A 26,951-nucleotide genomic window follows, 5' to 3' on the forward strand; every position below is an offset into this window, starting at 1 on the left:
ATGGATTACCGGATGCTGCACAATATGGGGTCGGAATCCGCTAGCAGCGGTCGTGTTAGGCCGATTTTGACCGAGCTGTGGAGCTTCCAGATCATTTGGCTTGGGTCGGCAGACCGGACTGGCCGGACCATGAATAGGCAGAAAGGATTGGGCAACTCGTTCGGGTGGGTTGATAGTAAGTCAAGTCGGGGCGGAATAGACAGGCTGGGCTGATTGAGACCGTGTGTCGCCTATTCTGGCCGGGGCTACAGGACACCGGAACAGGCAGAGAACGAGTAAATCTTCCCCAACTCGGGGTTGCGCATCATCCAGAACGCCGGAACAGGCAGAGAACGAGTACTTATAGACAACAAGCGGCGCAAGCCGTCCCCACAGTAGAGGTGGAACAAAGGCCAAGCCACTTCAGTGGGCCCTGTCAGCCTGGTCAGGTTGCCCAACTCGGCGGGATATGGACTGGACTGGTCAGACCGGTCAAACTGGGTAGAGCTGGGTATAGCGTGTACGAGTGAAATCTGCGAACGGCAAGGGGAATATGGGCAACCGGCGCGGCGAACTGCAGCGAGTGTTGAGCCGCGAGGAATCGTATGTGGATGGCAAGCTCAGCCACGCGGCGTTCGTGTCGATCGCCATTCTGACGTTCATCACGTTCGTCGGCAACTTCGCGCAGCTCCAGCTGAGCTCCGCGTTGCCGGCCATTGTCTCGGAATTCGGCATCTCGGTGACCACCGGCCAGTGGCTGACCTCCGTGTTCCAGCTGGTCATGGGTGTGATGGTGCCGTTGACGGCCTTCCTGACCCGCCGTTTCTCCACGCGCCAGATTGTGATCTGCTCGATGGTGGTGTTCACACTCGGGTCTGTACTGGCTTGGGTCGGCCCGAACTTCGTATGGGTGCTCGCCGGTCGCGTACTGCAGGCCGTCGGCACGGGCGTCATGTGGCCGGTATTGCAGATCACCGTCTTTTCGATATATCCGTTGGCACGCCGTGGATTCGCCATGGGCACCGTCGGCATGGCCATGAGCGTGGCCCCCGCCATCGGTCCGACGCTGGGCGGTTTGCAGACCGATGCGAACGGCTGGCGTTCCATCTTCCTCACCATGACGGTCATTGGTGTGTTCTCACTGTTGGCCGCCATGTTCGGCCTGCATAATTTCGGCTCGCACGATCCGACCGTCCAGGCTGACTTCTTCTCGGTGATGCTTTCGGTGTTCGGCTTCGGTGGACTGATGTTCGGCTTCACCAATTCCGAGACCTATGGGTTTACCGCGCCGATCACCTGGGTCCCGATGGCCGTTGGTTTGGTGGGCATCGTCTGGTTCGTGGCGCGCAATCTGCGGGCCGGCCGCCGATACCGCGAGGCGGGGGAGCAGACGCAATCGGAATCAGGGGAGAAGCTGCACACGGCATCGCAGTCGGGGCAATCCCCGTTGTCTGTGGTGACCGCTGAGGCCACGACAAACGCCGCGAAGAAGACGTCGGAACCTCGCGCCGCCGATCGCCCACAGCCGCCGCTGCTCGATCTCACCGTGCTGGCGAACCGGTCGTTCACCATCGGCACCATTGTCGCATCGCTCGCGTTCTTCGCGTTCAGCTCGATTCTGGTGATCATGCCGCTTTATATCCAGACCGACCGCGGCTATTCGGCCACGATGAGCGGTCTGATCATGCTGCCCGGCGCAATCGGCATGTGCATCTCCCAGTTCTTCGGCGGACGAGCAATGGACCGGTTCGGCGCCCGGCCGGTGGCGCTGTTCGGATCGACGGTGCTCGCCGTCGGCACGGTGGGCATGTCTCTGGTGTCGATGGACACCTGGATCTGGTGGGTGTCGATCTGCCAGTTCGTGCGTCAGATCGGGATGGGATTCCTGCTGATGCCAATCACCACATGGTCGCTCAACTGCCTCAATGGCCCCGATGAGGTGTCGGCCGGATCATCGGTGACGAATACGGCCCGTCAGATCGCGGGTGCGGTGGGCGCGCCGGTGCTGGTGATTCTCATGGAGACGTTCGAGGCATGGCGCAAGGCCTCCGGCGCGTCCACTGTGGCGTCTTCCATCTTCGGCATCCAGTGGGTGTTGCGCATCTCCGCCGGCATCTGCATGGTCATGGTGCTGCTCGTGGCGCTCGGGGTCAAAGGAGATGGTGCAGGCCGCGCTCGCGACACTGTTTCGCTGCGTGCGCTGCGCAATCGGTTGCGCCGTCGCCGGCCCGTCCGCTGACTGGCCGACTGACCGGCTGACCGACCGACTAACTGACTGACCGGCGGCTCGGCAATCCGTCCGGCGAAAATGCCGGAGGTGCGCCATAGCGTCCGATATGCGGGCTGAATGGGACTCGTATTGTGAAAGTTCTATGTCTCCCCTAGGTGCTGTGAACGCTAACATGTACAATCCCATAACGAGGTAGTGACGGTGTTGTTGTGGTTTTGAGGTGTGCACCTGGTCTTCCTCGTGGTACTGAACACTGATTGGAACATAAAGGCGACCCCTGATGATGACGGAACGTAAAGTGCGACCGCATGCCGTCCGTGGGGCGCGCACGCCTGCGGTACATGTCTTGGGGAGACGACGTCACACCATGAGCAGCAAGGTTCCGTTTACCAAAGAGCAGATTGCCTATCTTGAGAGTTTGCCGGCCGTGGCCGCCGCTTCGGCCGTGCGCATCACCTACACCGACGAGTTCAAGCGCAGCTGTCTGACCAGTTACTACCGGGGTGGCAGTCCTGTGAATCTGTTCCGCAAGGCCGGTCTGCCACCGGAGCTCATCGGGTACAAGCGCATTGAACGGTGCTTCTCCCGCTGGCGGGAGTCCGCATCCGAGATTTTCGCCGGTCAAGGGTCGGCCGGGGAGCGTGTTCTCGACGAAGGCTCGGCAGAGGCCGGTTCCGATTCCGAAGACCGTGCGCCGGGGAGGGATACGACTGCGGCGCGTCACGATGACGCCGGTGCCGGTGCATCGGGCGTCGGTGTCGGTGCTGCGAATGCGGATTCGGCCGTAGCCTCCTCCGCGAACGACGGCTCCGAGGATGCCCCGTCCGTGAAGGATGACGTGCGCGACCAGCTCATCCGTCAGCAGGTACGCTACATCATCCAGCTTGAGCATGAAATCGACGAACTGAAGAAGCGCGTCGGCCGCCGAACCGGCCGCTGACCCCCGATTCCGACACCGAACACCCCCGTGAGTCATAGGGGGTTCTGTATACTGTTATGCGCGGTACGGGGGTACCCCTATGCGAACGGTTCCCCTGATTTCCTTGCCGGGAATGGTGTCGTCGCCGACATTCTCGCCTGACCCTTCTCCGACGCTTGGAACGCCACAGACGCCGCACATGATGGTATACGGTCGACGTTCGGAAGCGCGGGGGAGATATTGGCTCGGTCATCACAGTTGCATAATCGGTTGTTCCTCGGTCGCACCGACGAACAATTCCGAACGCTGCGTGATCGGCAGTTGTCGCAGGTGCTGTATTGGCGGTTCTTCGTCAATCTTGCGCTCATGCTGGTGGATGCGGCCATGTTCCTCATCGCGGAGGCCACCGTCCTCAATGTGCGTACGGCTGGGGTGCAGTTCTATTCGGAGAGGCTCGGCTTCGCCGTGGACACCACGCTCTATCTCGTCGTCTCCGCATGCTGCTGGATCTGGTCGCTGAGGACCGTGGGCATCTACCATCGTCACATCATGGGCGACGGTTATCAGGTGAACATACTGCCGGTCAAGGGCATGGCGTTGTGCTGGATGCTGCATTGCACGCTCGACTACATCTTCGGTTTCCGAATGCCCCTGCGCACCTTGACACTCATGGTGGTGGCGGGCTGGCTGCTCACCGCAATGGAACGCATCGTCTCCCGCATGTTCCTTACGCGCAGCCGTGATGCGGGGCAGTTCGCCTACGGCACGGTGATCGTCGGCTCGCCGAAGGGCATCGGCAACACCCTGCGTTTTCTGGGGCGTCGCCAACAGCTCAACTACCGGCCGGTGGCGGTCTGCCCGATCAGGTTCAACCCGGAGACGGGGCTGATCGAAGCGGACACCGACATCGAGATGCTGGAATGGCAGATCAGCGCCAATTGGGGAGATTCGCTGCCGGTGCTCGAGTACCGCGACCAAGACCTTGCGCATCGCATCGTCGATATGAACGCCCAGACCGTGCTGGTCGCGGACGAGTTGCGCCGGTATTCCGACAACTACAACATCTTCTCCGTACGCATGGAGTCCTCCGGCCTGGAGATCGCCATGCTGGCCTCCGCCGCGGACACGGCGAACCACGAATTCCAGATCCGCTCGATTCAGGGCGTCACCATCATCACCCAGCGACTTGCCCAGTACACGCCGTCCGTGCGGGTCGCCAAGCGCATGTTCGATCTGGTGGTCTCCTCGTTGGCCATCGTCTGCTCGCTGTTCATCACGCTGCCGGTGGCGATCGCCATCAAATTGACCGATGGCGGTCCGGTGTTCTACACGCAGACCCGCGTCGGACTCAACGGCAAGCCGTTCGAGATGATCAAGTTCCGTTCGATGGTGACCGATGCGGACAAGCTCAAGGCCGAACTGGCCAAACAGACCGGCCAGACCAACCGGTTCATCTTCAAGATGAAGGACGACCCTCGCATCACGCCGATAGGCCGGTTCATCCGCCGTTTCTCCATTGACGAACTGCCGCAGTTCCTCAATGTCTTCAAGGGGGATATGTCCACGGTGGGGCCGCGTCCGCCGCTGCCGGAGGAATATGAGCGCTACAACACGCTGTATGCCACGCGCATGCTCGTCAAGCCCGGTATCACCGGCCCATGGCAGGTGTCGGGCCGTTCCGACCTGTCCGCCGAGGAAAGCGAGGCGCTGGATGTCGCCTACGTGCAGAACTGGTCGATTATGGGCGATATCCACCTCATGTTCCGCACGGTCGGTGCCGTGCTGAGCCACAAGGGGGCCTACTGATGGACCGTCCCACGCCTCAGTCCGAGCCGCTCGAGCCGGGTAAGCCCCTTGAGCCGCCGACTCCGCCGACTCCGCCTGCCCCGCCGACCCCGTCAATCGTCGAACCTATGCCCGGCACGACATCCGGTTCCAGAGGGAACGGAACGAACCTGTCTCATGAGGACGATCTGCCCCAATCCGCAAACGGCCGTCCGGCCCGGAGGCGGATGAGCCGTGCGGCCGTGGCGCGTATGAAACGGGCCCGTCGCCGTCGCCGCATCATCCTTGGCGTTCTTGTCGCCATGGTGACGCTGATGTGCGCGCTGGCCGGCTGGTTCGCCGTGTCCGCGTGGATCGCCAAAGGCGAAGTGGAGGCCGCGGTGGCGGCCGTCTCGCAGGTCAAATCCGCTGCCGAGTCCGGGGACCTGGATCAGGCAGCCGATGGCCTTGATGAATTCGCCGACCATGTCCAGTCCGCCTATCGTCAGACCAGTCAGCCCGTCTGGGCGCTCGCCGGCATGACGCCTAGATACGGCGCGGATATCACGGCGATTCGCGAGACCGTCCACATCCTCGAGGACGTCTCCAACAACGGCATCCCGAAAATCACCAAGATGCTGCGGTCCGTGGACCTTGACCGAATCGGCATCAAGGATGGCGTCATCAGCTTGGGCGGTCTGGAGGATTCGTCGGCCGACTTGGCCGCCGCACACCAGTCGATCGTCGATGCCGCCGCGCGACTCAATACCGTGGGACCTACGACCATCCCGCAACTGACCAGCGCCCTCGAGCAGGGCCGGGAACAGATCGGCAGACTTTCCGCACTCACGGACATGGCCAGCAGGGTGGCGGATGTCGCGCCTTCGATGCTGGGCCTCGGGGGCAGCGGTAATGGCGGCAGCGGTGGTAATGGCGGAGCTAGCCGCACGTACCTCATACTGGCGCAGAACAACGCCGAGCTCAGGGCCACGGGCGGCATCGCCAGTTCGTGGGGCACCCTGACCGTCACCAACGGCCGCCTACGCCTCACCGATTTCGCCACGCCGCCATCGGATGCGGTGTTCGGCGCCGGAGAGGCCAGTGGCGTGCTCACGGCCGATGAGCGCAACCTGTTTTCCACCAACATGGCGACGGACTATCAGGATCTGAACTTCACACCGGACTTCACGCGCACTGGCGAACTCGCCAGCGATATCTGGGAACGCGCCGGCAACGGCAAGGTGGATGGCGTCATCAGTGTGGACCCGGTGTTCCTCGGCAGATTGCTTGCCGTTACCGGCCCGGTCAGCCTTGACTCGACCATCACGTCGGCGGTGCTGGGACTCGAACAGGGCGATGGTGGCGCGAATACGCTCACGCTGAGCGCCGAGAATGCCGCGGAAGTGTTGCTCAACCGCATTTATCTGACCGGCGCCACCCAGGACGAGCAGGATGCCTTCTTCTCGAGTGCCGCCGCGCAGGTGTTCGACCACGTGCTTCATCATCTCGATGGCAAGGGCCGCAGTCTGATGAAGGTCGTGCGGGAGGCGGCGGATGATGGGCATCTGTACGTGTACAGCACCCACGAGGCGGAGCAGGACCGGCTGGATGGCACGGCGGTCTCCGGCGCGCTGATTTCAGGCGATGCCCCCGGCAATCCGGTGGCCGGCGTCTATCTCAACGACGGCACGATGGGCAAAATGGACTGGTATCTGGACCGTGAGGTCAAGGCCACCTATGAGAAAACCTATCCGAACGGTGCCAGGCAGTACACACTCGATATCACGTTGACGAACACCGCGGATGCTGCGAGCATATCCAACACGCCGGTATTGCTGCGCGGATACACCGCTGATCACAGGCCCAGGCATGGGGAGATTGAAACGGTGCTGTATGTATACGCGCCGGCCGGAGGTCGTCTGGTGGATTGGACCGAGGATTTCGATCAGATTGCCACCCATGAGGGGCTGACCGTAGGGGTGAAGACCGTGACGTTGGAGCCGGGGGAGCGGTTCACCACCACCGTTCGCGTACTGGCGAGCCCCGCCGCCGGCGATACCGCCCTGACTGTGCGCCAGACGCCGATGATTGACTAGCGGTTTGTCGGCAATCGCGGGACGGGCTGGCGGAGAAGCCGAGCCTCCCGAAATCGGCCGCCAGGTTGCTCCCTTTGATGAGGGGGGGCTGCCGGCGAAGCTGACCGGGGAGGAAAACATCCGAAATCCTCAATCGTGAGCAAGCCGGGCCACCACCTGACACCCCTTTATCAATAGGGGTACCCCCTTCTCGCTAAACTTGAACAGATACACAACAATCCTGAATTGAAGTCCCCGGCTGGGAACGGAGCGCCAAGTGACGATTCTTGACATTGTTCATGTGCTGAAGAAGCACCTCATCACCGCGGTGATCACGCTTGTGGTCGTGACGGTGGCGATGGCCTGCTACACATTCACGCGGACCACGCAATATATGGCCACCGCCGAATTGCTGGCCACGTACCGCACCTCCGCAGGCTCCGGGGAGACGGGCAGTTCGGGCAATGCCGGCGAATTGAGTTCCGGCGCGAATTACATCAACAGCCAGATCCGGACGTATCCCCAGCTGGTGAAGACCGAATCCGTGCTTCAGCCGGTGATTGACGATCTGGGGCTGAACACGACGGTGAGTGTGCTCGCCCAAAGCGTCACCGCATCGAACCCGGACGGCACTATGCTGGTGGACCTCTCCGTGAAGAACCCCGATCCGAAGACGGCGTCGAGCATCGCCAATGCGGTCGCCGAGAGTCTGAAGAAACAGGTGACGTCCACCCTGTACACCGATGAGGGCGATAAGATCGTATCCCCCGTGAATCTGACGGTGGTGCAGCAGGCGTACGCACCCGCCTCCCCCAGCTCGCCGAACATCCCGCGCAATCTCATGGCCGGTGTGGCCTGCGGCATCATCCTCGGCATCGTGGCCGCACTGATCAAGGACCTGATGGATACCCGCGTCCGCCTTGATTCCGATGTCACCGGCATCGTGGAGTCGCCCGTGCTGGGCAGCCTGAGCCGCGATGAGGCATACGCGGACAAGACCCCGGTCATCATCGCCAAGCCCGCCTCCCGTGAAGCCGAGGAGGTGCGACGACTCCGCACCAATCTTATGTTCGCGCTGCCGGATGGTCCCCAGTCCAATGTGATCGTGGTGACCTCCGCCGGTCCGTCCGAAGGCAAGACCACGCTCTGCGTCAATCTGGCCACCGCCTTCGCCGAGAACGGCGGCAAGGTGCTGCTCATCGACACCGATGTGCGCAACCCGTCCATCGCCGACAAGCTCGGTATCGACGGCAATGTGGGCCTGACCCACCTCATCACCAATCAGGTCTCCTCGCAGGATGCCATCCAACGGTATTGGAAGCAGAACCTGCATGTGCTGCCCGCAGGTATGCAAAGCATGAACCCGAGCATTCTGCTCAACTCCCGTGCCCTGAAGGCGCTTATCGAACAGGTGGCCGGCGCCTACGACTACGTGATTGTGGATACCGCCCCGATGCAGGTGGCCAACGATGCCGCAGTGTTCGCCAAGGAGGGGCCCGAACTGCTGCTCGTGGCGGGAATCGGGGTCACGGAAAAGAATGTCCTTCGCCAGACCACCCAGGAACTGGAAACGCTCGACATCCACGCGGCCGGCGTGGCCATCAACTACGCCGAGCAGGACAAGTCCCGCAAGTCCGGTTACTACTACTATTACGGCAACACCAAGTCGGGATACGGGAGCAGGCATCGGGACACCGGCTCCAAACACCGCGACGCCGAGAAACGCTGAGCACGTCCTGTGACCTGTGCCACGCCCCGCAGATTCCCTCTGCAAAACACTTACTGGTCCGTCTTGCACCGGCCTGAGCGTTGGCTCCCTCTTCTGAAGAAGAGGGGCTGGCGGCGAATCCGACTGGGGAAGGGAAAAGTCGAAAATCTATGGGCGGGACAAACCACTCCACTGCAAACCACTCCACCGTCCATACCAATCAAAGCGCTGCAATGCCGGCGCCGTCACACACTCCTGATGATCGTATTGAGGAAAGAGGTTCACCGATGACTGAACGCACGTCCCTGAATATCGCAGTGGCCGGCACCGGCTACGTGGGGCTGAGCCTGAGCGTGCTCCTTGCACAGCGCCATCAGGTCACGGCCGTGGACATCGTGCCCGCGAAGGTGGACATGATCAACGCCCGCACATCGCCCATCCAGGACGAGTATATCGAGCGCTTCCTCGCGGAGAAGGAGCTGAACCTCACCGCCACGCTGGACGGCGAGCGGGCCTATGCCGACGCGGATTTCGTCATCATCGCCGCGCCGACCAACTATGACAGCAAGCGGAACTTCTTCGACACCTCCGCGGTGGAAGCCGTCATCGATTTGGTCATGAGAGTCAACCCGAACGCGATCATGGTCATCAAATCCACGATTCCGGTGGGCTATACGAAGGCCATTCGCGACAAGAGCGGATCGCGGAACATCATCTTCAGCCCGGAGTTCCTGCGCGAATCCAAGGCCCTGTACGACAATCTCTACCCGAGTCGCATCGTGGTGGGCACCGATCTCGAGGACGAACGTCTGATGGAAGCCGCCCGCACCTTCGCCGGACTGCTGCAGGAAAGCGCCATCGCACAGGATGTCACAACGCTGATCATGGGCTTCACCGAGGCGGAGGCCGTGAAGCTGTTCGCCAACACCTATCTGGCGCTGCGCGTCTCCTACTTCAACGAACTCGACACGTACGCCGAGTCCAAGGGGCTCGACACGCGCCAGATTATCGATGGCGTGTGTCTGGACCCGCGCATCGGCACGCACTACAACAACCCCAGTTTCGGCTATGGCGGCTACTGCCTGCCCAAGGACACGAAGCAACTGCTCGCCAACTACCAGGATGTGCCGGAGAACCTCATCGAGGCCATTGTGGAATCCAACGCCACCCGTAAGGACTTCATTGCCGATCAGGTGCTGAACAAAACCGGGTACTACGGGTATAGCGAGAACAACGAATACGACGCATCCGACGAACGGCCCGTGGTCGTGGGGGTGTTCCGCCTGACCATGAAGGCGAATTCGGACAACTTCCGCCAGTCCGCCATCCAAGGCGTGATGAAGCGCATCAAGGCCAAGGGCGCCACGGTCATCATCTACGAGCCGACGCTGGAGGACGGTTCCACATTCTTCGGTAGCGAAGTGGTCAATGACCTCGACGAATTCAAGCGCCGCAGCGACGCCATTCTCGCGAACCGCTACGACGCCGTGCTGGACGATGTGAACGACAAGGTGTATACGCGGGATCTCTTCCGCAGGGACTGAATCGTCGTCGGCGGCCCGCGATTCCCGTTACGTAGATGCCGTGGGGATGCATCGCCGACCCGCAGAGCCATCGTCGGACGGACGAAAGGAGACCTCATGAGTACGTCATCGCCTAAGCTATGCTTCGCCGCGTCCTCAGGCGGCCATTACGAGCAGCTGATGATGCTGAAGCCGTTGATGGAGCGTTACGACAGCTTCGTGCTTACCGAGCGCACGCAGTATCAGGCCAAGGACAGGGGCACTCGTACTTATTATGTGCCGCAGATCAACCGCAAGGAGCGTATGGTCCTGCTCAAGCTCATCGGCAACGGCTTCCGCTGCCTTGGCATCTTCCTCAAGGAACGCCCCGATGTGATCATCTGCACAGGTGTGCTCGCCATGCTGCCGATGTGTCTGCTGATGAAGCTGTTCGGCAGGAAACTCATTTATATTGAGTCGTTCGCCAAAGTCACCTCGGCCACGGAATCCGGACAGTTGCTGTACCGGTTCGCGGACCGATTCTATGTGCAGTGGGACAGCATGAAGCGGAGCTATCCGAACGCCATCTGCCTGGGCAGCATCTACTGAAACATCTACTCAGGGACGGAGTGCGCATGATTTTCATCACCCTTGGTTCGCAGAAGTTCCAGTTCGACCGTCTGCTCAAGGCGGTGGACGAGCTGGTGGATTCCGGCGTGATCGCGGAACCGGTGTTCGCCCAGAGCGGTTACAGCGATTATGAGCCCAAGCATTATTCGTTCAAACGGTTCCTCGACCGGGACGAGTTCGCCGCACGGATGGACGAGGCCGATATCGTCATCACGCATGGCGGTACCGGTGCGATTATCGGCGCGGTGAAGAAGGGCAAGAAGGTCATCGCCGTGCCGCGTCTCGCCAAGTATGGCGAGCATGTGGATGACCATCAGCTGCAGCTCATCGCGGAATTCAGGCAGATGGGCATCATCTGCGGCTGCGATGACTGTTCGCAGCTCGCCGAGGCCCTGAACGAGGTGAAGCATACCGAGTACAAGCCGTTCCGGTCCAATACGCACGCGATTGTCGAGTCGATTGATGGGTTCATTCGCTCCGAAGTGATGGGGGCGGAGCCGGTGGGGGAGCGGAACCGCGGGAACCACGAGGGGCGGAACCTCCGTGTGCTCATGGTGGGCAATGATCCTGCCGTGAAGGGCGGCATCACCAGCGTGATAGGTCAGCTGATGGATTATGACTGGGCCGGTGACGGCGTGAATCTCAGGTTCATCCCCACGTACATCGTCTCGAATCCGGTGAAGAAGACCCTGTTCTTCGCGCGGGCTCTGGCGCGCATCCGCAGGCTGCTGGCCAGCTCTGTGGCGCGGCCGGACGTGGTGCACATCCATATATCGTACAAGGGCAGCTTTGTGCGCAAGTATCAGGTGCACAAGCTGTGCCGCAAGTATGGCGTGCCCGATGTGATTCATATGCATGGTTCCGAATTCGCCAAGTGGTATGCGGCGTGCAAGCCCGCGCAGCAGGACCGGATTCGTGCCATGCTGCGTGAGGCCTCGGCCGTCGTGGTGCTGGGCGAGCAGTGGAACGAACGCATCAAGGCAATCGAACCCGCCGCTCGTACCGTGGTGGTGAGCAACACCGTGCACATGCCGGGCGTGACCGTGCGTTGGCCGCAGGACGGCGAGCCGTTCCGCGTGCTGTTCATGGGCGTGCTCATCCAACGCAAGGGTGTGGGTGATTTGCTGGACGCGGTGGCCCGATTGCGCGATACGGGCCGCTTGGGCTCCATGCGCGTGGTGATCGCCGGTACCGGCGCGCAGGAGGACGAGCTCAAGGCAAAGGCCAGGGCGCTCGGACTGCTGGCCGGGACGGATGCCGGGGACGGCGGCACTGAAAACGGCGATGCGGGCGATTTTGGCGCCGCCGTGGAATTCGCCGGCTGGACCGACGGCGACGGGAAGCGCGCCTTGTTCGAACGCAGCCAGGCGCTGGTGTTGCCCTCCTACAACGAGGGACTGCCCGTGGCCGTGCTGGAAGCCATCAGCTACGGCATGCCGGTGGTCGCCACGAACGTGGGCGACATGGCCGCAGCCGTGCATGGCGGCGAAAACGGCTATCTGGTCGAGCCGGGCGACGTGGATGCGCTCGCCGATGCTTTGGCGCGGATCGCGTCGGACCGTGCGCGGTACGAGGCGTTCTCGCATGTCTCCCGGGCGCTCGCCGAACGCGAGTTCGATGATGCGGGGTATTTCCGGACCATCGCCGGAGTGTATCGGAAGGCGGTGGAGGAAGCACTGTGAAAAAGCTCTCCAAGTACATTGAATTCGCTACCACACTGCTGAAGCAAGCCGTGCAGGAGCGCAAATTCCGATACGGCAATACCACGCTGAAATACATGTACCAGCCGTGTAAGGGTTCCGACCGGTTGCTGGTGGTGTTCAGCGCATGCACGCGTGCCGGTATCCCCGCCCGATATAACTACATGCGAACGCTGAAGGATGTGTCGGTCAACAAGCTGTTCATCCTCGATGATTTCGGCGAGGATCATCGCGGCGGCTATTACCTCGGTGCGTACCCGCAGTTTGAGATGGAGCAGGCGACCAAGGCGCTGATCGATATGTTCCTCAAGCGTTCTGAGCTACGGAAGGTTTGCTTCGGTGGTTCCTCAAAAGGCGGTTGGGCGGCACTAGATTTCGGCATGCAATACGCAGGCCGGGGCTTGGGTGCCGAAATCATCGCCGGCGCGCCCCAGTTCTGGCTTGGCAGGTATCTGAACGCGCCGGCCAATGCGGTCACGCTTCGGGGCATCGCGGCCGGTCATGACCATGACGAGGTGACGCGTGTTCTTGACGGACATTTGCTCGCCCGCATCGAGCAGCGAGTTCCTGACAAGGCGCAGACTGTGTTTCTGCACTATTCCACGGAGGAACACACCTACGCCGACCACATCAGTGATTTGCTGCAGGCGCTTCGCAAGCGAGAGTGCACGCTGGTTGAAGATGTGCGGTCTTACAAAGACCATGGCGAAGTAAGCATGTATTTCCCCAAGTTCTTTGTGGACTCAGTGAAGTCGTTGTTGTGAGTGTATTGCTTGGAGGTGATTGTGATGTTGTTTGATACTAAGGTTCGTCAGATACGCATCAAAAAGTGGGTGCGTGAAGGCGCAACCATTGGATCGAATTTCCAACTTGAACGGGGCGCGTTCCTCGATTCCTCTTTCCCATGGCTCATTACCATTGGCAATAACGTCACGTTGGCTCCGGATGTGCTGGTGCTGTGCCACGATGGCAGCACCAAGAAGGCAATCGGCTATTCCAAGGTCGGCGCGGTGGTGATTGGCGACAATGTGTTCGTCGGAGCGAAAAGCATCATCCTGCCCAACACCATCATCGGGGATAACGTCGTAATTGGCGCGGGCAGCATTGTTGGTGGAGAGATTCCATCGAATACGGTGGTGGCAGGTGCGCCCGCGAAGGTCATTCAAAGCTACGAAGAGTTCAAGGTTAAGAATGAAAAGCGCATGGCGTCGGGACGTACCTTCGACGCCTCATACACCAAGCGTGGCGGCGTGACTCAGGAACGCAAGAGTGAGATGCGTCAAATTCTTGACGACGAGCCATATGGCTTTATTGTGTGAGAGGAAATGCGATGAGTGCAAACCCATTGATTAGCGTTGTCGTTCCGGTGTATAACGTGGAACAGTATCTGCAACAGTGCGTCGAGAGCGTATTGCGCCAAACGTATAGGCATCTCGAAATCATTCTGGTGGATGACGGGTCGACGGATTCATCCGGTGAGATGTGCGACCGCCTGGCTGGTCAGGATGACCGCATCCGCGTGGTGCATAAGCGAAACGCCGGCCTTGGAATGGCGCGCAACAGTGGTTTGGACGTCGCCAAGGGCGAATTCGTGATGTTTCTTGATTCCGATGATTTCGTGGATACCCGCATGGTGGAGGAACTGTACGCGCAGTTGGAAAAGACAGGTGCCGATACCAGCTACTGCGGGTATGCCGAATACTATGACGAAAACAATGTCAGACCACGACCGGCGGCATACAATAACCGTACATTCCGTGATAGCGACATCATCGACCATGTATTGCTCGAGATGATCGCAGGCAAGCCGGAGACCGACAGGGAGGCATTGCTATCCATGTCGACCTGCTTCGCACTGTTTTCGATGGGTGTAATTCGTAAGCATGACGTTCGTTTCCCGTCTGAACGTGAATTCATTTCGGAAGACGTCATTTTCGACATCGCTTATCTGCAGCATGCGGTCTGTGTAACTTACATTGACAAACCCCTGTATTTCTACCGATATACCAACAATGCGTCGCTTACTCATTCTTTTGACGAGGGTTTTCTTGAACGGCAGAAAAAACAATATTCACGTATGGATGAAGATTTGAAAAAAATCTGTGATACCGATGCATATCGTATGCGGTTGGACCGGTATTTCTTAGGTCGTGTCCGTCATTTCATTGGCATGGTGGTCTCTCACGGTCGGGTTTATAAGGATTACGATGCTTATGCGGCAGTGAAACATATCATCAATGATCAGGACGTGCGCACGGTTATCGCGCGATATCCATATCGGCGCAACCCTTTCCAGCTGAAGATGATGAATATGTGCATCGCCCATCGTTGGACTCTTGCAGCCATACTGTTGGTTTCCCTGAAGCGTCTGAAAAAGAACCGCCGGTTCTGATTATGACGGCGAATGATGATTGAGATGAATGAATGCAGAGCACTAATTAACCGCGTATATTGTTGGAGTAGGATATGGGGCGATTAACGGCGTCGTGGATTCGCCATGCAGATATTCGCAAGTGGATGAGGAACAGGTTTACGCCATCCTCATATGGCGTGGCATGGCTTCTTTGCGCTCAGGCGTATTTTTTCTTTTCCTACGCTACTGTGTATACGTTGCATCTTCCTCGGGTGCTTCTGTATGGTAATGATGCGTTGAATTGTCTAGTATTTGTATTGGCGTTGTACGAACGGAAAAAGTTATCGCGGTCCGCTACCGTAGTCATCGGTCTTATGACTTTATATTGCTCCTTTGGTGCTATTGGTGGCATCATATCTGGTGAGCGTATAGCAATATTGTTGTGGGGATATCGGAATATTGTCCGTTATTTCATGTTCTTCTATTCATGTATTGTTTTCTTAAAGAAAACAGATTTTGCAATAGTGTTGCGTGTCATTCGTGTGGTGTTTTGGATTTCCGTTCCATTGTGCACCGTCGAAAGATTCCTGATAACATATCCCGAAGGTACCATTGTCGGCGATATGATTGGTGGGATATTCTGGAACTTTTCTGGAAGTAATCTACCTCTGAACCTTATCCTATGTCTGTATCTTATTGACATTTGTTCTCGGTTTTTCAACCATCGCGTGAATACGCTCGTATTCGCATGTGCATGCATCGCCGCTATTTATATGTCGGCCACAGCAGAGCTGAAAGTATTTCTGGTAGAGCTTGTTGTTATCGTCGTGTTCACGGCTTTCCGGAGAGGGGTATCGTGGAGGGCGATCATTGCGTTCGCGGTTGGTGGTGTTGTTCTTTCCACCGCATCGATGTACTTTATTGCGCTTAACAGTGGAGGCTCCAGCACCTACGCCGATAATTATAGTCTTCAGGGATATTTGGATTACGCAACGCGTGATACTGGCTACAATGGCTCTGGTGATTTGAATAGATTCACTGGTATCGGGACTGTTGCTGATTATATTTTCCGTAATGACCCATTGCTGGAGATGTTCGGAATCGGTCTTGGCAATGCCGATTATACGAATTTCTTTACCAGTGACTTTTATGCACAGTATTCATATTTAAATTATCAATGGTTTCATGCCATATGGATGTTCATTGAAACCGGCTTTGTTGGCATAATCCTGTATTTGCTGATTATTGTTGTTATTTTCAACAAAGCGAGAACAATGGCTTCGGATAATCAGTACGATATTGTGGTTCAGACAACGTGCGTCCTCATGATAGTCCTGTTTTTCTACAATATTATGTTGCGTTTGGAGCCATCTGCCTTTTTGCTGATGCTGATTCTTTCTTTGCCTTATATCGATACCAAGAACGGTCTACAAGCGAGGAGAACGAAATGATTCCCAAAGTCATTCATTACTGTTGGTTCGGTGGCGGTCCTTTGCCTAAAAAGGAGCGTCGTTGCATGGAGAGTTGGAAGAAGTTCGCTCCGGATTACGAAATCGTGCGATGGGATGAATCCAACTATGATGTGCATAAAAACCGGTATATGGCCGAGGCCTATGACCGTAAGAAGTGGGGGTTCGTCCCCGATTATGCTCGGTTCGATATCATTTACACGCATGGCGGAATCTATCTCGATACCGATGTGGAACTGGTGAAGCCGCTTGACGAATTGCTGGTGAACAAAGCCTATATGGGCTTCGAGAGTGGCGAGTGGATTAACGGCGGCATCGGCTTTGGTGCCGAAGCCGGCAACCCTCTGATTAAGGGCCTGCGCGATATGTACGACGAGCTGGTCTTCGTGGATGAGCAAGGCGAACTCAACCTTACGCCGAGTCCCCATTACATCACCCGTTTTCTGATGAACTATGGTTTGCTCCAAGACAATACAATGCAGACCCTCGATGGAGAGATGACAATCTATCCGACTGATTACTTCGCGCCCAAGGATTACCTGACCGGCAAGATTAACATGACCGCCAACACAGTTAGCATCCATCAATACTCTGCCACGTGGCAACCACCTAAGAAGAAAATCGCACGTACGGTTAAGCGATTGGTGGGAGAGACCGCCTTCAACAAACTGGTCTTGGTCAAAAAAGCGTTCAAGAAATAAAGCAATCAAAAAACGTGTGACGAAACATCAAGAGGTTGCCATGAAATTCAAGCAGTTGATACGGCGTATGGTAATTGGGCCTAAAGCGGACTCACGTGCTTATGTGTCATTTTTACGTAAAAAAGGTGTCAAAGTGGGGGAGCGGACTACATTTTTCTCGCCTACCACCAATACCATTGACTTGACTCGCCCCTGGTTGTTGGAAATTGGCGATGATGTGCAAATCACTAATGGAGTCACCATACTCACCCATGGCTACGATTGGTCGGTATTGAAGGGCGCCTACGGTGAAGTCCTGGGATCTTCAGGCAAGGTCACCATCGGCAACAATGTGTTCATTGGCATGCAAGCGACCATTCTCAAAGGCGTCACCATCGGCGACAACGTAATCATCGGTGCGAACAGTCTGGTGAACATCGACATTCCCAGTAATTGCGTTGCCGCAGGGAATCCTGTTCGCGTCATTTCGACGTTGGAAGCCTACAGGAACAAGCGTGAGAAGCGACAATATGACGAGGCGGTTGAACTAGTTCGCGAATATCGCAAGGAATACGGCCGAGACCCGGGCGCACGGGAACTGCATGAGTTCTTCTGGCTGTTCAACAACAATCCGGATCGGTTGGAGGAGCCATGGAGCGCAGTGATGAGATTGGTCGGTAACGAATCCATGTCCAATGCGTGCCTGCGTCGGCATAAGCCGATGTTTGACAGCATGGAAGAGTTCCTTGCCAGTGTGCGGTAGTTGCACACGGCATCTCTAACAACGGCGACGAACGAAAAAGAAAAAACCATGACTAAGAGAATCTGTTTCTTCAACGGCGTGATCGCCCATTCCGGAGGCACGGAGCGTGTGGGCATCATGATCGCCAACGCACTTGCACAGCGTGGCTTCGATGTAACCATCTTGAGCTTCTGGGATTACGGGCAGCCGTTTTTCCCCGTTGACGAGCGGGTGAAGGTTGATTATCTGCTTAAGCCATCCACTGAGGGGAAGCTATACCGCACATTCGTCTACCCGGTGTGGAAGTTGCGCCGGTATATCAAGAGCCATGGATTCGATGTGTTCATCGATATTGATTCAGCGCTCGCTTATTGGACCGTATGGGCGCTCTGCGGACTGCCGTGTCGCCACATCGTATGGGATCATTTCAACTATGTGCATGCGCAGACCGAGCGCAGGCGCGTCAAGGCTTTGCAGCTCATCCGGAGCCATGCGGACAGACTCGTTCTGCTCACGCAGCAAGACAAGCAGATGTACCTTGATGCTGGTTTCCCGGAACGACAACTGGCTGTGATCAATAATCCCACCCCATTTGAACACGTGGCCCCGTCTCCGCGTTCGAAGCATCGTGTTATATCCGTGGGTCGGCTCACCGATCAGAAAGGCTGCGACCGTCTCATCTCGGCATGGTCGCGGATTCATCGAGAAGTCGGAGACTGGCGACTTGCCTTCGTTGGATCGGGAGAACGTCATGACGACTTGGTGCGGCAGACTAAGGACGCCGGAATCTCCAACATCGATTTCATTCCGACTACGCAAAACGTGCAGGAATGGTACGATAAAGCGTCTATCTACGCCATGGCATCACGGTACGAGGGCTTCCCTATGGTATTGCTCGAGGCCATGTCCAAGGGGCTGCCGATCGTCGCCAATGATTGCCTGACAGGACCACGTGAACTGGTGCGCGACGACGTGAACGGTTATCTCGTCGCCGATGGCGATATGGACGCATTCGCCGACAAGCTGTTGTTGCTGATTAAGGACTGCACTAAGCAGGATAAGTTCTCCCGCAACGGATTATCTATGTCCAAGACTTTTCATATCCGGCCCATAGCAGATGAATGGGAGGCTTTGATTGACAATCTCAGTTGATTATGACGGTTCCAGACCACTGCTGTCGTTCGTTGTTCCCGTATACAACAGCCAGTCAACCATTGGACGTTGCCTTGACAGCATCATCTCGCAGATGGGTGAATCATACGAGATCATCTGCGTGGACGATGGGTCTACGGACGGTACCCCGGCCATTTTGGATACTTATAGCGAACAATACGGAAGCATATCCGTGATACGCGTCGACAACAACGGTCCATCGGCCGCGCGAACTCGTGGAATTCACTCCACCACTGGACGGTACATTGCTTTCGTGGACAGCGACGATTATTATGCCGCAGAGCAGCTCGAGAGAATCGTGGAAGAGCTACGTGACAATGAGGGGCACGCCGTCTATGTCTTCGGCTATCTGGAGCGAGACAAGCCGGGTAAGGTAACCAGGAAGTGCCAACCATCTGGTTCTACCGAAGGCGCCATGCTGCTAGCGGAATTCCTTGACATATACTCGCGACCCGAGAATATCTCACTGATGAACTACCTGTTCAACAAGGTATACAGAGCTGACATCGCGAAATCAGTGGATTTTGACTTCTCGGTATCTCTGGGTGAAGATGCGCTCTACAACTACAAATGCTATGCATCATGTGGCGATGTATTCGTGAGCCGAACAGCGGCATATGTATATGAGAACTACTCCGCGAGTTCACTCTCCCGAGGCAAGGGGCTGGACTATGTTTGGAGAGCCTATCGGACGATTCTCGAAGCCATTAAACCATTGTTGACCGGGCGAGGACTCGGAGAAAGATTCTGGTCATTGCAGCGGTCTTATGCAATCAGCGCGTTGCATGAATACATGCGCAAACGTGACAGTACTGGGCAGGATCGGCGTGCTGCCAAGGAGATTCTGACATATATGTGTGCAGAGGGCCGTTCGTGGCCTCTTGACGGCGTGGGGGCTTTTGATGCTCTGCTGATGCGATGCGTCCGTATGGGAGGCGTGCCGTTGGGATTGTTATTGTGTGAAGCCAAACGTTTATTACGTAGGTAGACGGTAACTGAACTGGTTGATGTTAAGGAAGTGACTGGCATCCATGTCAATGAAAACCGTGCTGATGATTCCTCCGCAATTCCTTCCCGTGCCGGCCGTCCGCGGTGGTGCGGTGGAGCAGCTGTGTACTCGGCTGATTGAAGGCAACGAACGCGCACCACGGTTCGATATCGAGGTGCTGTCATGTCGTGATGAACGGCTTGACGATTCGTCTTATTCGCATACACGCATCACACAGGTATCGCCTGGCTTAGCGGATCGGGTTTGTTCCCGCATCCACAACAAAATCACCTACGTCACCGGGCGTAGGAGGTATCTCACGCCATCCGATCTGTGGATCATGCGCAAAGTGCTGTTCGGACATTACGACGTGCTGCTGGTTGAAAACGACATGCTCATCTGCGATCGGATAGCACGGATCAGGAAGCGGGCGCGACTGGTCTACCACATGCATAACGGGTATGACGGTTCCAGCAAAACACCTGAGTTGGTGCGCCGCATCATGCCCCATGTCGATTCCTTCGTCGTCATCAGCGACTATCTGAAGCGGATCGTCATGGAAGCCGCCGCGAGCGACAAGATGCGTGTGCTGCCGAACGCCATCGATATCGCCCGTTTCAGAAGCGAAGGCGACAGAACGGAGGAGCGCGCTCGATTGGGTATCGCGGCGGATGATGTCGTATTCGTGTATTCCGGCCGAATCACCCGGGAAAAAGGCGTCCGTGAACTCATTGCGGCATATGTGGACTTCGCGGATGCCACGAGCCGGCAGACCAAACTGCTGATCGTCGGCAAATCATGGTTTGGCAACACCTCCGACGCCGACCCGTATGTCGATACGTTGAAAACCATGTGCGAGGGACGCGACGACATCATCTTCACCGGATTCGTCCAGCCTGCCGACATGCCGAAGGTGCTGTCCGCCGCGGACGTGGCGGTCATCCCCTCGCGATGGGAGGAGCCATTCGGGCTGGTCGTTCTGGAAGCGATGGCCGCAAATCTGTTGATCATAGCCACCCGTTCCGGCGCGATACCGGAGATCGTATCGGATGAGTCCGCTCTTCTGGTCGATAATGACGACGAAACTATCGTGGCCGGGCTGCGTGAAGCTATGAGGCGTTCCTTGGACAGCGATGTACGTCAATCCAAAACCGATGCCGCTCGTCGTACCCTGGACGAATCCCCGGACTACGACGTATCCAATTACTTCAATAATTTCTGCAAGGAAGCGTTCGGATAGGGGGTCATTAATGCGTGTGCTGCTCATTAATCAGGGACACACCGACAACTTGGGCGATCGGGCCATTGCCGAGACAATGTCGGATCTGGTGTCGGAAACGTTGGATGCGGATGTGGTCACCATGCCCTATATTCCCGATGAATGCGCTACCGATCTCGCCTTGGAGAAGGCGAAGCCGATCTCGTTCGCTCCCGAAGAGCGGATTTCCTCGTTGCGGAAGGCGATACGAACGGTCAAACGCGCCGTCAGCAATTATGGGAAAGAAACGCCACGGCAGCGATATGAACGTAGCGTTCGCGAGCGATTGCAGGGGCAGTCGTTCGACTGTGCCGTCATCGGCGGTGGAGAACTCATCAAGGGTAACCGACATCCCTTCTATTACAGCTTGCTGTCGTGGATTGCGGTGCTTGCGGAGCGGCAATGCCCCATCTTCGTACTCGGGGTGAGCTCGGATGCCCGTTTTACGTGGCGTGAGCGCGCCGAACTCCATGATGCGCTCAGTCGATGCAACTGCATCATGGTGCGGGATCAGCAAACGGTCAATGTGATGAAGAATGCTCTACGTGTGGAATGCGGTTATGCGCCGGATGTGGTCTTCGCATACCGGGCCCTGCGCCGGATTGAGGAGACGCGGTATCACGCGCCGGAAAAGACGCATGATGCCGTATGCGTGTATTCGTATCATGAGCTCACCGGCACGCTCAAGAACGAGTACACGCTCCATGAATACTATGAGATGTGGTACCGGCTTATGCTTCAGCATGCCAAGCGTCCGGTGAAGCTGTTGTACACCACATACTCCGATTATTGTGAATCCACACGATTCCAGCAGTGGCTGCGCGATGAGAAGCACGTGGACTGCGCATTGGCTTCGATTGACGACGTTGACGATTATCTGAGGGAGCTGTCCGATTGCGAATCCCTGATTTCGGCCCGCATGCATTCGATGATCTTCGCTTTGCAGTATGAGGTCGGCATTGTGCCCATACCCATCAAATCCAAATTGGCCACATTCAAGCGAGAATGGCAGGATGCCGATGTTGACTGGATGCGCACAGGCGCTGAAGTGCGCGAGGTCTATCGGCATGCCTTATGTGCGGCGGAGATGTGAGGCCCGTGACGCACCGTACGGAGTGGGACATTAGCGCTATGCGCGTCAGTGTCCCCTCGAACGGGTACGCCCAAGCGGAAGCTTGGCAAGCAGCGACCGGCGCTCTTGGGCGGTGAACACGATAAGCGCGTTAACGCCCATAGTGACGATGGAGCAGACGATGCCCGCGATAATCAGCGGAATCCACCCATGAACGTCAAACACGGTACGGTACAGCAGGCACGCCGCCACCATGGTGACCGTGCACATCGAGCCCAAGCCGATGGCCTTATAGAACGTATGCCAGGGAAGTTTCAGGCATCGTGCCGCATAGATGGGCTGGAACCCGACGTAATAGAACAGCTGTGTCGTCATGCCGACGGTCGGGACCGTCCACATGCCCAGATTGGTGAACTTGAGGAGGAGCACCACCGACGTTAGGTTGATGATGCCGACGCCAAGCAGGACCAATGCCGGGACCCGGAGCTTGTTGGTGGTGATGTACACGTTGGTGATGACGGTGATGATGCCGGAGGCGATCAGCGGGAACAAGGTCAGCAAGGACAGCGACTGCAGCAGATGGTTGTCCTGCGTGGGTACCCATGCCTCATAGAACGCGCCGCCGAACACCATCAGGAATCCGATGGGAATCGTGACGAGGAAGCCCATGACACGGACGGAGAACAGCACCTCGCGGAGTAGCTCGTCTTTCTTTCCTTGTGCGTAGAGGATGTTGATGTTCGGCACGAACACCTTCACCAGAATGGCGATGAGCTGGTTCAGGAAGTTCGGAATCGTCTTGACCAGCGCGTAGATACCGCTGAACGCGGCACCGAGGAACAGGTTGGTGATGAGGATGTCCAATGTGTTCAGCAACGTGGTGCTCAGACTGTTGACCGAATTCCAGATTCCGGACGACAGCAGTTTTTTCACGGAGCCGAAGCGGAAATTGCGGATGCTGATTGGTATCTCCGGCATCAGCTTGCGTTTGTAGTACAGATTCGCCGCGCAATTGTACATGATGACAACCATCATCGTTCCGGTGATGAAATAAATCTTGGCCGGTAGCAGGACGAACAGGGCGATGAGGAGCGTCGCTCGGATGATATTGCCTTCGATATTGCGACGGGCCTCAAGGTCGAGGCGGTTCTTGACGTAATAGGTACAGCCGAACGAAGCGAACACCAGATTGATCAGGGTGCCGAGGAAGGCGAACGCGAAGGCCAGCTGCACATCGACAATGAGACGCGCGGGAATGCTGAGGACATCGGAGGCGAAGATGACGATGGCTCCGAAAGGAATGGACAGTATGACTGCCAGAACAGTATCGGTGACCAGAGCGGAGTTGAAGTACTTTGTGGCCGCATCGTCGTTCCCCTTCGCATCTTCCATGAGCACGAAGCGGGCGACCATCGAGTCAAAGGCCGCTGTGATGATGCTGGCAAATCCCGCGATGTTGAAGGAGAGCGTCACAAAGCCGTAGGCCTCACTGCCGAGCTGTTTGACGATATACGGTGTGAGGAAAAAGTTGACGCCGAACTGGACGCAGAATGCGACCATGTTGGCAATCATGTTGATCGCAAGCTGTTTCTTGGTGGCTTTAGCCATTGGAAGTACCTCATGGAGCATGACCTTCACGATGTGCAGGACTCCGATGGTCTGTGGCATCAATAGGGGAGCATGCGTTCATGAAGCCGTATTATGTCTGAAAGGGAGTGTACCCTAACCGTAGGATGATTTCAGTCTCGCATGTGGATGGAAGCTGCAAGAGGAAGTTTGAGATGTCGGTCCCCCCCCCTGTCTCTGGGTCGTAATTCCTTGTTATAACGAAGAACAAGTACTGCCGCGTACGTCACCGTTGTTTCTCGGCAAGCTTGACGAATTAGCTGCCAGTGGTGCTATAGCGCAGAATTCACGCATTCTTTTCGTGGACGACGGCTCGGTCGATCACACGTGGGAAATCATCGCCGAACTCAACAAAACTGACGAACGTTACCAAGGCATCCGGCAATCCCGCAACCGGGGCCATCAGAATGCAGTGCTTGCGGGACTTATGGAAGCACGGCACCATGCTGACATCACAATCAGCATCGATTGCGACGGGCAAGACGACATCGACGCCATGGGGCGCATGGTGGATAAGTATCGCCAAGGATTCGACATCGTCTACGGGGTTCGTTCCAGTCGGGACACAGACACGTTCTTCAAACGATTCACTGCGGAATCCTTCTATAAACTGTTGAATGCGTTTGGGGCGGAAGTCATCTACAATCACGCCGACTACCGGCTTACTTCCAAGCGCGTGCTTGACGCATTCGCTGACTATCACGAAGTCAATCTGTTTCTGCGCGGGTTGTTCCCTCTTGTGGGATTCTCGCATACCACCGTGGAATACGAGAGACACGAGCGTCTGGCGGGAAAGTCTCATTATCCACTTAACAAGATGCTGTCACTTGCGTTCAACGGCATTACCAGCCTGAGTATCAAACCCATACGACTGATAACAGGGTTCGGAGCCTCGGTCAGTCTCGTTAGCTTCATCGCTGTGATCTGGGCCGTTGTAATGGCGCTTGCAGGCAACACAGTGTCGGGCTGGGCCTCCATAACTTCCATCATCTGTTTCCTGGCGGGCGTTCAACTGCTCAGCCTTGGCATCATCGGCGAATACATAGGCAAGATTTATCTCGAAACTAAGCATCGGCCACGCTACATCATCGCGGGCACCACTTTGAGGAGATGCGTTTTGCTTTCCACTCAAGAAGACCTATGAACCAGCAATTCATAAATCGAGAAAATGTCATGGTAGAAAAGACCCAGATGAAAAGTCGCGGCAGTCATGGAACAGCATTATCCGAATCCATCGGCAGGCGGGCGTCGATTATTCTATTTGCATTCATTACCGGAGTGTTTGTTTGGTGGCTGTACTGTGCGGTATCGTACTTTGGCAGCATCATACCAGCTGATGAGATTTCCATTAAGGCGAATTCTGATGATCCCGTCATTGAACAACACAGAATACTGACTGGTCCTGGCGCTGTTACGATTGCGATATGTGTTGCAATCGCAACGGCATTGTTGTTTTCAGCGCGTTTCAGGGCAAGAGTCGTTTCGTGGATTCGATTTCTTGCCAATCACCGAAGAATTGTCTTCATTGCGATGCTGTGTTGGCAGATGGTCATTCTTGCCTGTTTCATTCCTGCTCATTTGCGATATGATGCACGCGCCGCACAGACGAGTTCAATTAACGCAGTGCTGACTCCGGGTGTTTTTGATAATTACTTATCTACATATCCCAATAATGCTTTTTTGTATTTGATTGAGTATATTCCAACGCGAATACTCTATCTACTTTCTGGTCCGATACTTATAGAGAATAAGCTACGTGCAGTGACAATTATTGTCTTTTGTATGCAGTTGATTAACATTGTGATAGTTGACACTTCGATTCTCTTTCTGGAGAAAACGATTCGGCCAATCTCCGAACGGGCATCTCGTTATGCATATTTGTTTATGGCTCTTTTACTGGGATGTTCTACATGGATTATATGCCCCTATACTGATACTTTCAGCCTTCCCTTATCAATTTGGATGATATCTCTGATGGTAAAAGTATTTAACAAATCAAAGGAGAGGCATATTGATGCATGGCGAATCAAGGAGATTGTTGGTTTTGTGGCGCATTTCTTGTTGATTGGCGTTTCAACATCTCTTGCGTACGCGATGAAACCGTCGTCCGTCATCCCTCTAATTGCCTTTGTGATTGTGTGGTTCGTTCTTTGCCTTGGCAAAAGTATTCTCACGAAATTTATTCCTTCAATATTGGCAATCATCATTGGGTTTGGTATTGTAGCCATGCCTTTGCAAGTTGCTGAACATACTGTTTTTAATTACGATTCAAGTCGCTCCGTGCCAATGACGCATTACCTTATGATGGGTATGAAAGACCATGGGCGATACAATGAAGCAGACTATCGGGCGACTGTTGCTCGGCCGACCATAGAAGAGAAAGAGCAGTATAATCTGTCCGTCATCGGTCAGCGTCTTGAGGATTTCGGTCCTATAGGATATTTTAGTTTTCTTCTTAAAAAGAGCTACTACAATTCAGCTGACGGTTCATTTGGTGATAATTCTTATCTGACTGTCTTGAACGGGCAAAAAGGTACCGGATGGGTAGCGGTAGGGGAAAAGAACCCAATTCATAGCCATAACATTGTGCCTTTTGTATGGGTGCAGGATTTCCTTGCAGACGGAGAAGACGCCCATCAAATATATGAAATAATTATGCAAGCAATTTATATTCTGCTTGTACTGGGTATGCTGTTGTTTTCTGTTAGATTGTATCTCGCGAAAGCAAAATTATCTGATATTGCTTTGGAGGCGTGGATTGCGCTCTCGCTTTTGGGCGGTTACGCGTTCTTGCTGATTTTTGAAGGAGGCCGGACCCGTTACCTTTTGCAATTCTTGCCGCTTATGCTCTTCATCAGCGCGCTGGGATGGGGCCGTAGATCGCAATTGAAATCGTGCCTACGCTTCGGAGAATAGATATGCGTAGTTGTATTGCTCTCGCTGATGGAGGGTTATAGCTTATCGGGCGAAGAACTGTAGATGGGGAGATGGGCTACTAGGTAGTCGCCGCATGCGGATTGATTCGCAGTGAGGTCGTCATGTGTGCGGTGTTTGCGTGAACCCTCACGTATGGCATTACCGGC

21 protein-coding genes are annotated in these 26,951 nt (G+C 56.0%); 20 read left to right on the plus strand and 1 reads right to left on the minus strand.

The annotated features are described in order from the left end of the window. Nucleotides 1–532 precede the first annotated feature (532 nt). The 18 genes from BMYO_RS01160 to BMYO_RS01245 all read left to right on the plus strand — a co-directional run bounded on the left by BMYO_RS01160 (nucleotide 533) and on the right by BMYO_RS01245 (nucleotide 22,263). Nucleotides 533–2,218: an MDR family MFS transporter gene (locus BMYO_RS01160; RefSeq protein WP_169834001.1), complete on the plus strand. Its 1,686-nt coding sequence runs from the start codon at nucleotides 533–535 to the stop codon at nucleotides 2,216–2,218. 358 nt (nucleotides 2,219–2,576) lie between these two features. Continuing rightward, nucleotides 2,577–3,149 (plus strand): hypothetical protein, encoded by a 573-nt coding sequence (locus tag BMYO_RS01165; RefSeq protein ID WP_094666751.1) that lies wholly within the window; start codon nucleotides 2,577–2,579, stop codon nucleotides 3,147–3,149. Between the two features lie 219 nt (nucleotides 3,150–3,368). Then, on the plus strand, nucleotides 3,369–4,934 hold the full coding sequence (locus BMYO_RS01170; protein ID WP_420807271.1) for a sugar transferase: 1,566 nt from the start codon (nucleotides 3,369–3,371) through the stop codon (nucleotides 4,932–4,934). Between the two features lie 206 nt (nucleotides 4,935–5,140). Beyond that, nucleotides 5,141–6,988, plus strand: a complete 1,848-nt coding sequence (locus tag BMYO_RS01175) for a DUF4012 domain-containing protein (protein ID WP_094666752.1) — start codon at nucleotides 5,141–5,143, stop codon at nucleotides 6,986–6,988. Nucleotides 6,989–7,244: 256 nt separating this feature from the next. Next, nucleotides 7,245–8,696 carry a tyrosine-protein kinase domain-containing protein gene (locus tag BMYO_RS01180; protein ID WP_233427971.1) on the plus strand — a complete coding sequence of 484 codons (1,452 nt, stop codon included), beginning with the start codon at nucleotides 7,245–7,247 and terminating at the stop codon, nucleotides 8,694–8,696. Between the two features lie 284 nt (nucleotides 8,697–8,980). Beyond that, complete coding sequence (locus BMYO_RS01185) at nucleotides 8,981–10,219, plus strand: nucleotide sugar dehydrogenase (protein WP_094666805.1); 1,239 nt, start codon at nucleotides 8,981–8,983, stop codon at nucleotides 10,217–10,219. A gap of 96 nt (nucleotides 10,220–10,315) precedes the next feature. Beyond that, complete coding sequence (gene pssD / locus BMYO_RS01190) at nucleotides 10,316–10,786, plus strand: PssD/Cps14F family polysaccharide biosynthesis glycosyltransferase (protein ID WP_094666753.1); 471 nt, start codon at nucleotides 10,316–10,318, stop codon at nucleotides 10,784–10,786. Nucleotides 10,787–10,812: 26 nt separating this feature from the next. Beyond that, nucleotides 10,813–12,489: a PssE/Cps14G family polysaccharide biosynthesis glycosyltransferase gene (gene pssE, locus BMYO_RS01195; RefSeq protein WP_094666754.1), complete on the plus strand. Its 1,677-nt coding sequence runs from the start codon at nucleotides 10,813–10,815 to the stop codon at nucleotides 12,487–12,489. Then, nucleotides 12,486–13,271: a hypothetical protein gene (locus BMYO_RS01200; RefSeq protein WP_094666755.1), complete on the plus strand. Its 786-nt coding sequence runs from the start codon at nucleotides 12,486–12,488 to the stop codon at nucleotides 13,269–13,271. The genes pssE and BMYO_RS01200 overlap by 4 nt, the downstream gene beginning before the upstream one ends. A gap of 24 nt (nucleotides 13,272–13,295) precedes the next feature. Continuing rightward, on the plus strand, nucleotides 13,296–13,826 hold the full coding sequence (locus tag BMYO_RS01205) for an acyltransferase (protein WP_094666756.1): 531 nt from the start codon (nucleotides 13,296–13,298) through the stop codon (nucleotides 13,824–13,826). Nucleotides 13,827–13,837: 11 nt separating this feature from the next. Then, nucleotides 13,838–14,899, plus strand: a complete 1,062-nt coding sequence (locus BMYO_RS01210) for a glycosyltransferase family 2 protein (RefSeq protein ID WP_094666757.1) — start codon at nucleotides 13,838–13,840, stop codon at nucleotides 14,897–14,899. Nucleotides 14,900–14,973: 74 nt separating this feature from the next. Continuing rightward, nucleotides 14,974–16,311, plus strand: a complete 1,338-nt coding sequence (locus BMYO_RS01215) for a 3-phosphoshikimate 1-carboxyvinyltransferase (RefSeq protein WP_143249083.1) — start codon at nucleotides 14,974–14,976, stop codon at nucleotides 16,309–16,311. Next, nucleotides 16,308–17,030: a glycosyltransferase family 32 protein gene (locus BMYO_RS01220; protein ID WP_094666759.1), complete on the plus strand. Its 723-nt coding sequence runs from the start codon at nucleotides 16,308–16,310 to the stop codon at nucleotides 17,028–17,030. Before BMYO_RS01215 ends, BMYO_RS01220 begins: the two co-directional genes overlap by 4 nt. 40 nt (nucleotides 17,031–17,070) lie before the next feature. Next, the gene (locus BMYO_RS01225; protein WP_169834002.1) at nucleotides 17,071–17,772 is read left to right on the plus strand and encodes an acyltransferase; all 702 of its coding nucleotides are present in this window, start codon (nucleotides 17,071–17,073) and stop codon (nucleotides 17,770–17,772) included. A gap of 48 nt (nucleotides 17,773–17,820) precedes the next feature. Next, on the plus strand, nucleotides 17,821–18,903 hold the full coding sequence (locus tag BMYO_RS01230) for a glycosyltransferase family 4 protein (protein WP_094666760.1): 1,083 nt from the start codon (nucleotides 17,821–17,823) through the stop codon (nucleotides 18,901–18,903). Continuing rightward, entirely contained in the window at nucleotides 18,887–19,912 is a 1,026-nt protein-coding gene (locus BMYO_RS01235; protein WP_094666761.1) for a glycosyltransferase family 2 protein, read from the plus strand. The genes BMYO_RS01230 and BMYO_RS01235 overlap by 17 nt, the downstream gene beginning before the upstream one ends. Nucleotides 19,913–19,955: 43 nt before the next feature. Then, on the plus strand, nucleotides 19,956–21,152 hold the full coding sequence (locus tag BMYO_RS01240; protein ID WP_094666762.1) for a glycosyltransferase family 4 protein: 1,197 nt from the start codon (nucleotides 19,956–19,958) through the stop codon (nucleotides 21,150–21,152). 10 nt (nucleotides 21,153–21,162) lie between these two features. Then, nucleotides 21,163–22,263, plus strand: coding sequence for a polysaccharide pyruvyl transferase family protein (locus tag BMYO_RS01245; protein ID WP_158216923.1), 1,101 nt, complete (start codon nucleotides 21,163–21,165; stop codon nucleotides 22,261–22,263). A 45-nt stretch (nucleotides 22,264–22,308) separates the two neighbouring features. Here BMYO_RS01245 and BMYO_RS01250 read toward each other — a convergent pair whose 3' ends face one another. Beyond that, nucleotides 22,309–23,850, minus strand: coding sequence for an oligosaccharide flippase family protein (locus BMYO_RS01250; protein WP_158216924.1), 1,542 nt, complete (start codon nucleotides 23,848–23,850; stop codon nucleotides 22,309–22,311). Between the two features lie 205 nt (nucleotides 23,851–24,055). Here BMYO_RS01250 and BMYO_RS01255 point away from each other — a divergent pair, with 205 nt between their 5' ends. Beyond that, nucleotides 24,056–25,012, plus strand: coding sequence for a glycosyltransferase family 2 protein (locus tag BMYO_RS01255; RefSeq protein ID WP_094666765.1), 957 nt, complete (start codon nucleotides 24,056–24,058; stop codon nucleotides 25,010–25,012). Next, entirely contained in the window at nucleotides 25,009–26,784 is a 1,776-nt protein-coding gene (locus tag BMYO_RS11405) for a glycosyltransferase family protein (RefSeq protein ID WP_143249084.1), read from the plus strand. Before BMYO_RS01255 ends, BMYO_RS11405 begins: the two co-directional genes overlap by 4 nt. The last annotated feature ends 167 nt before the right edge of the window (nucleotides 26,785–26,951 follow it).

The organism is Bifidobacterium myosotis (genome assembly GCF_002259745.1).
Taxonomy (GTDB): Bacteria; Actinomycetota; Actinomycetes; order Actinomycetales; family Bifidobacteriaceae; genus Bifidobacterium; species Bifidobacterium myosotis.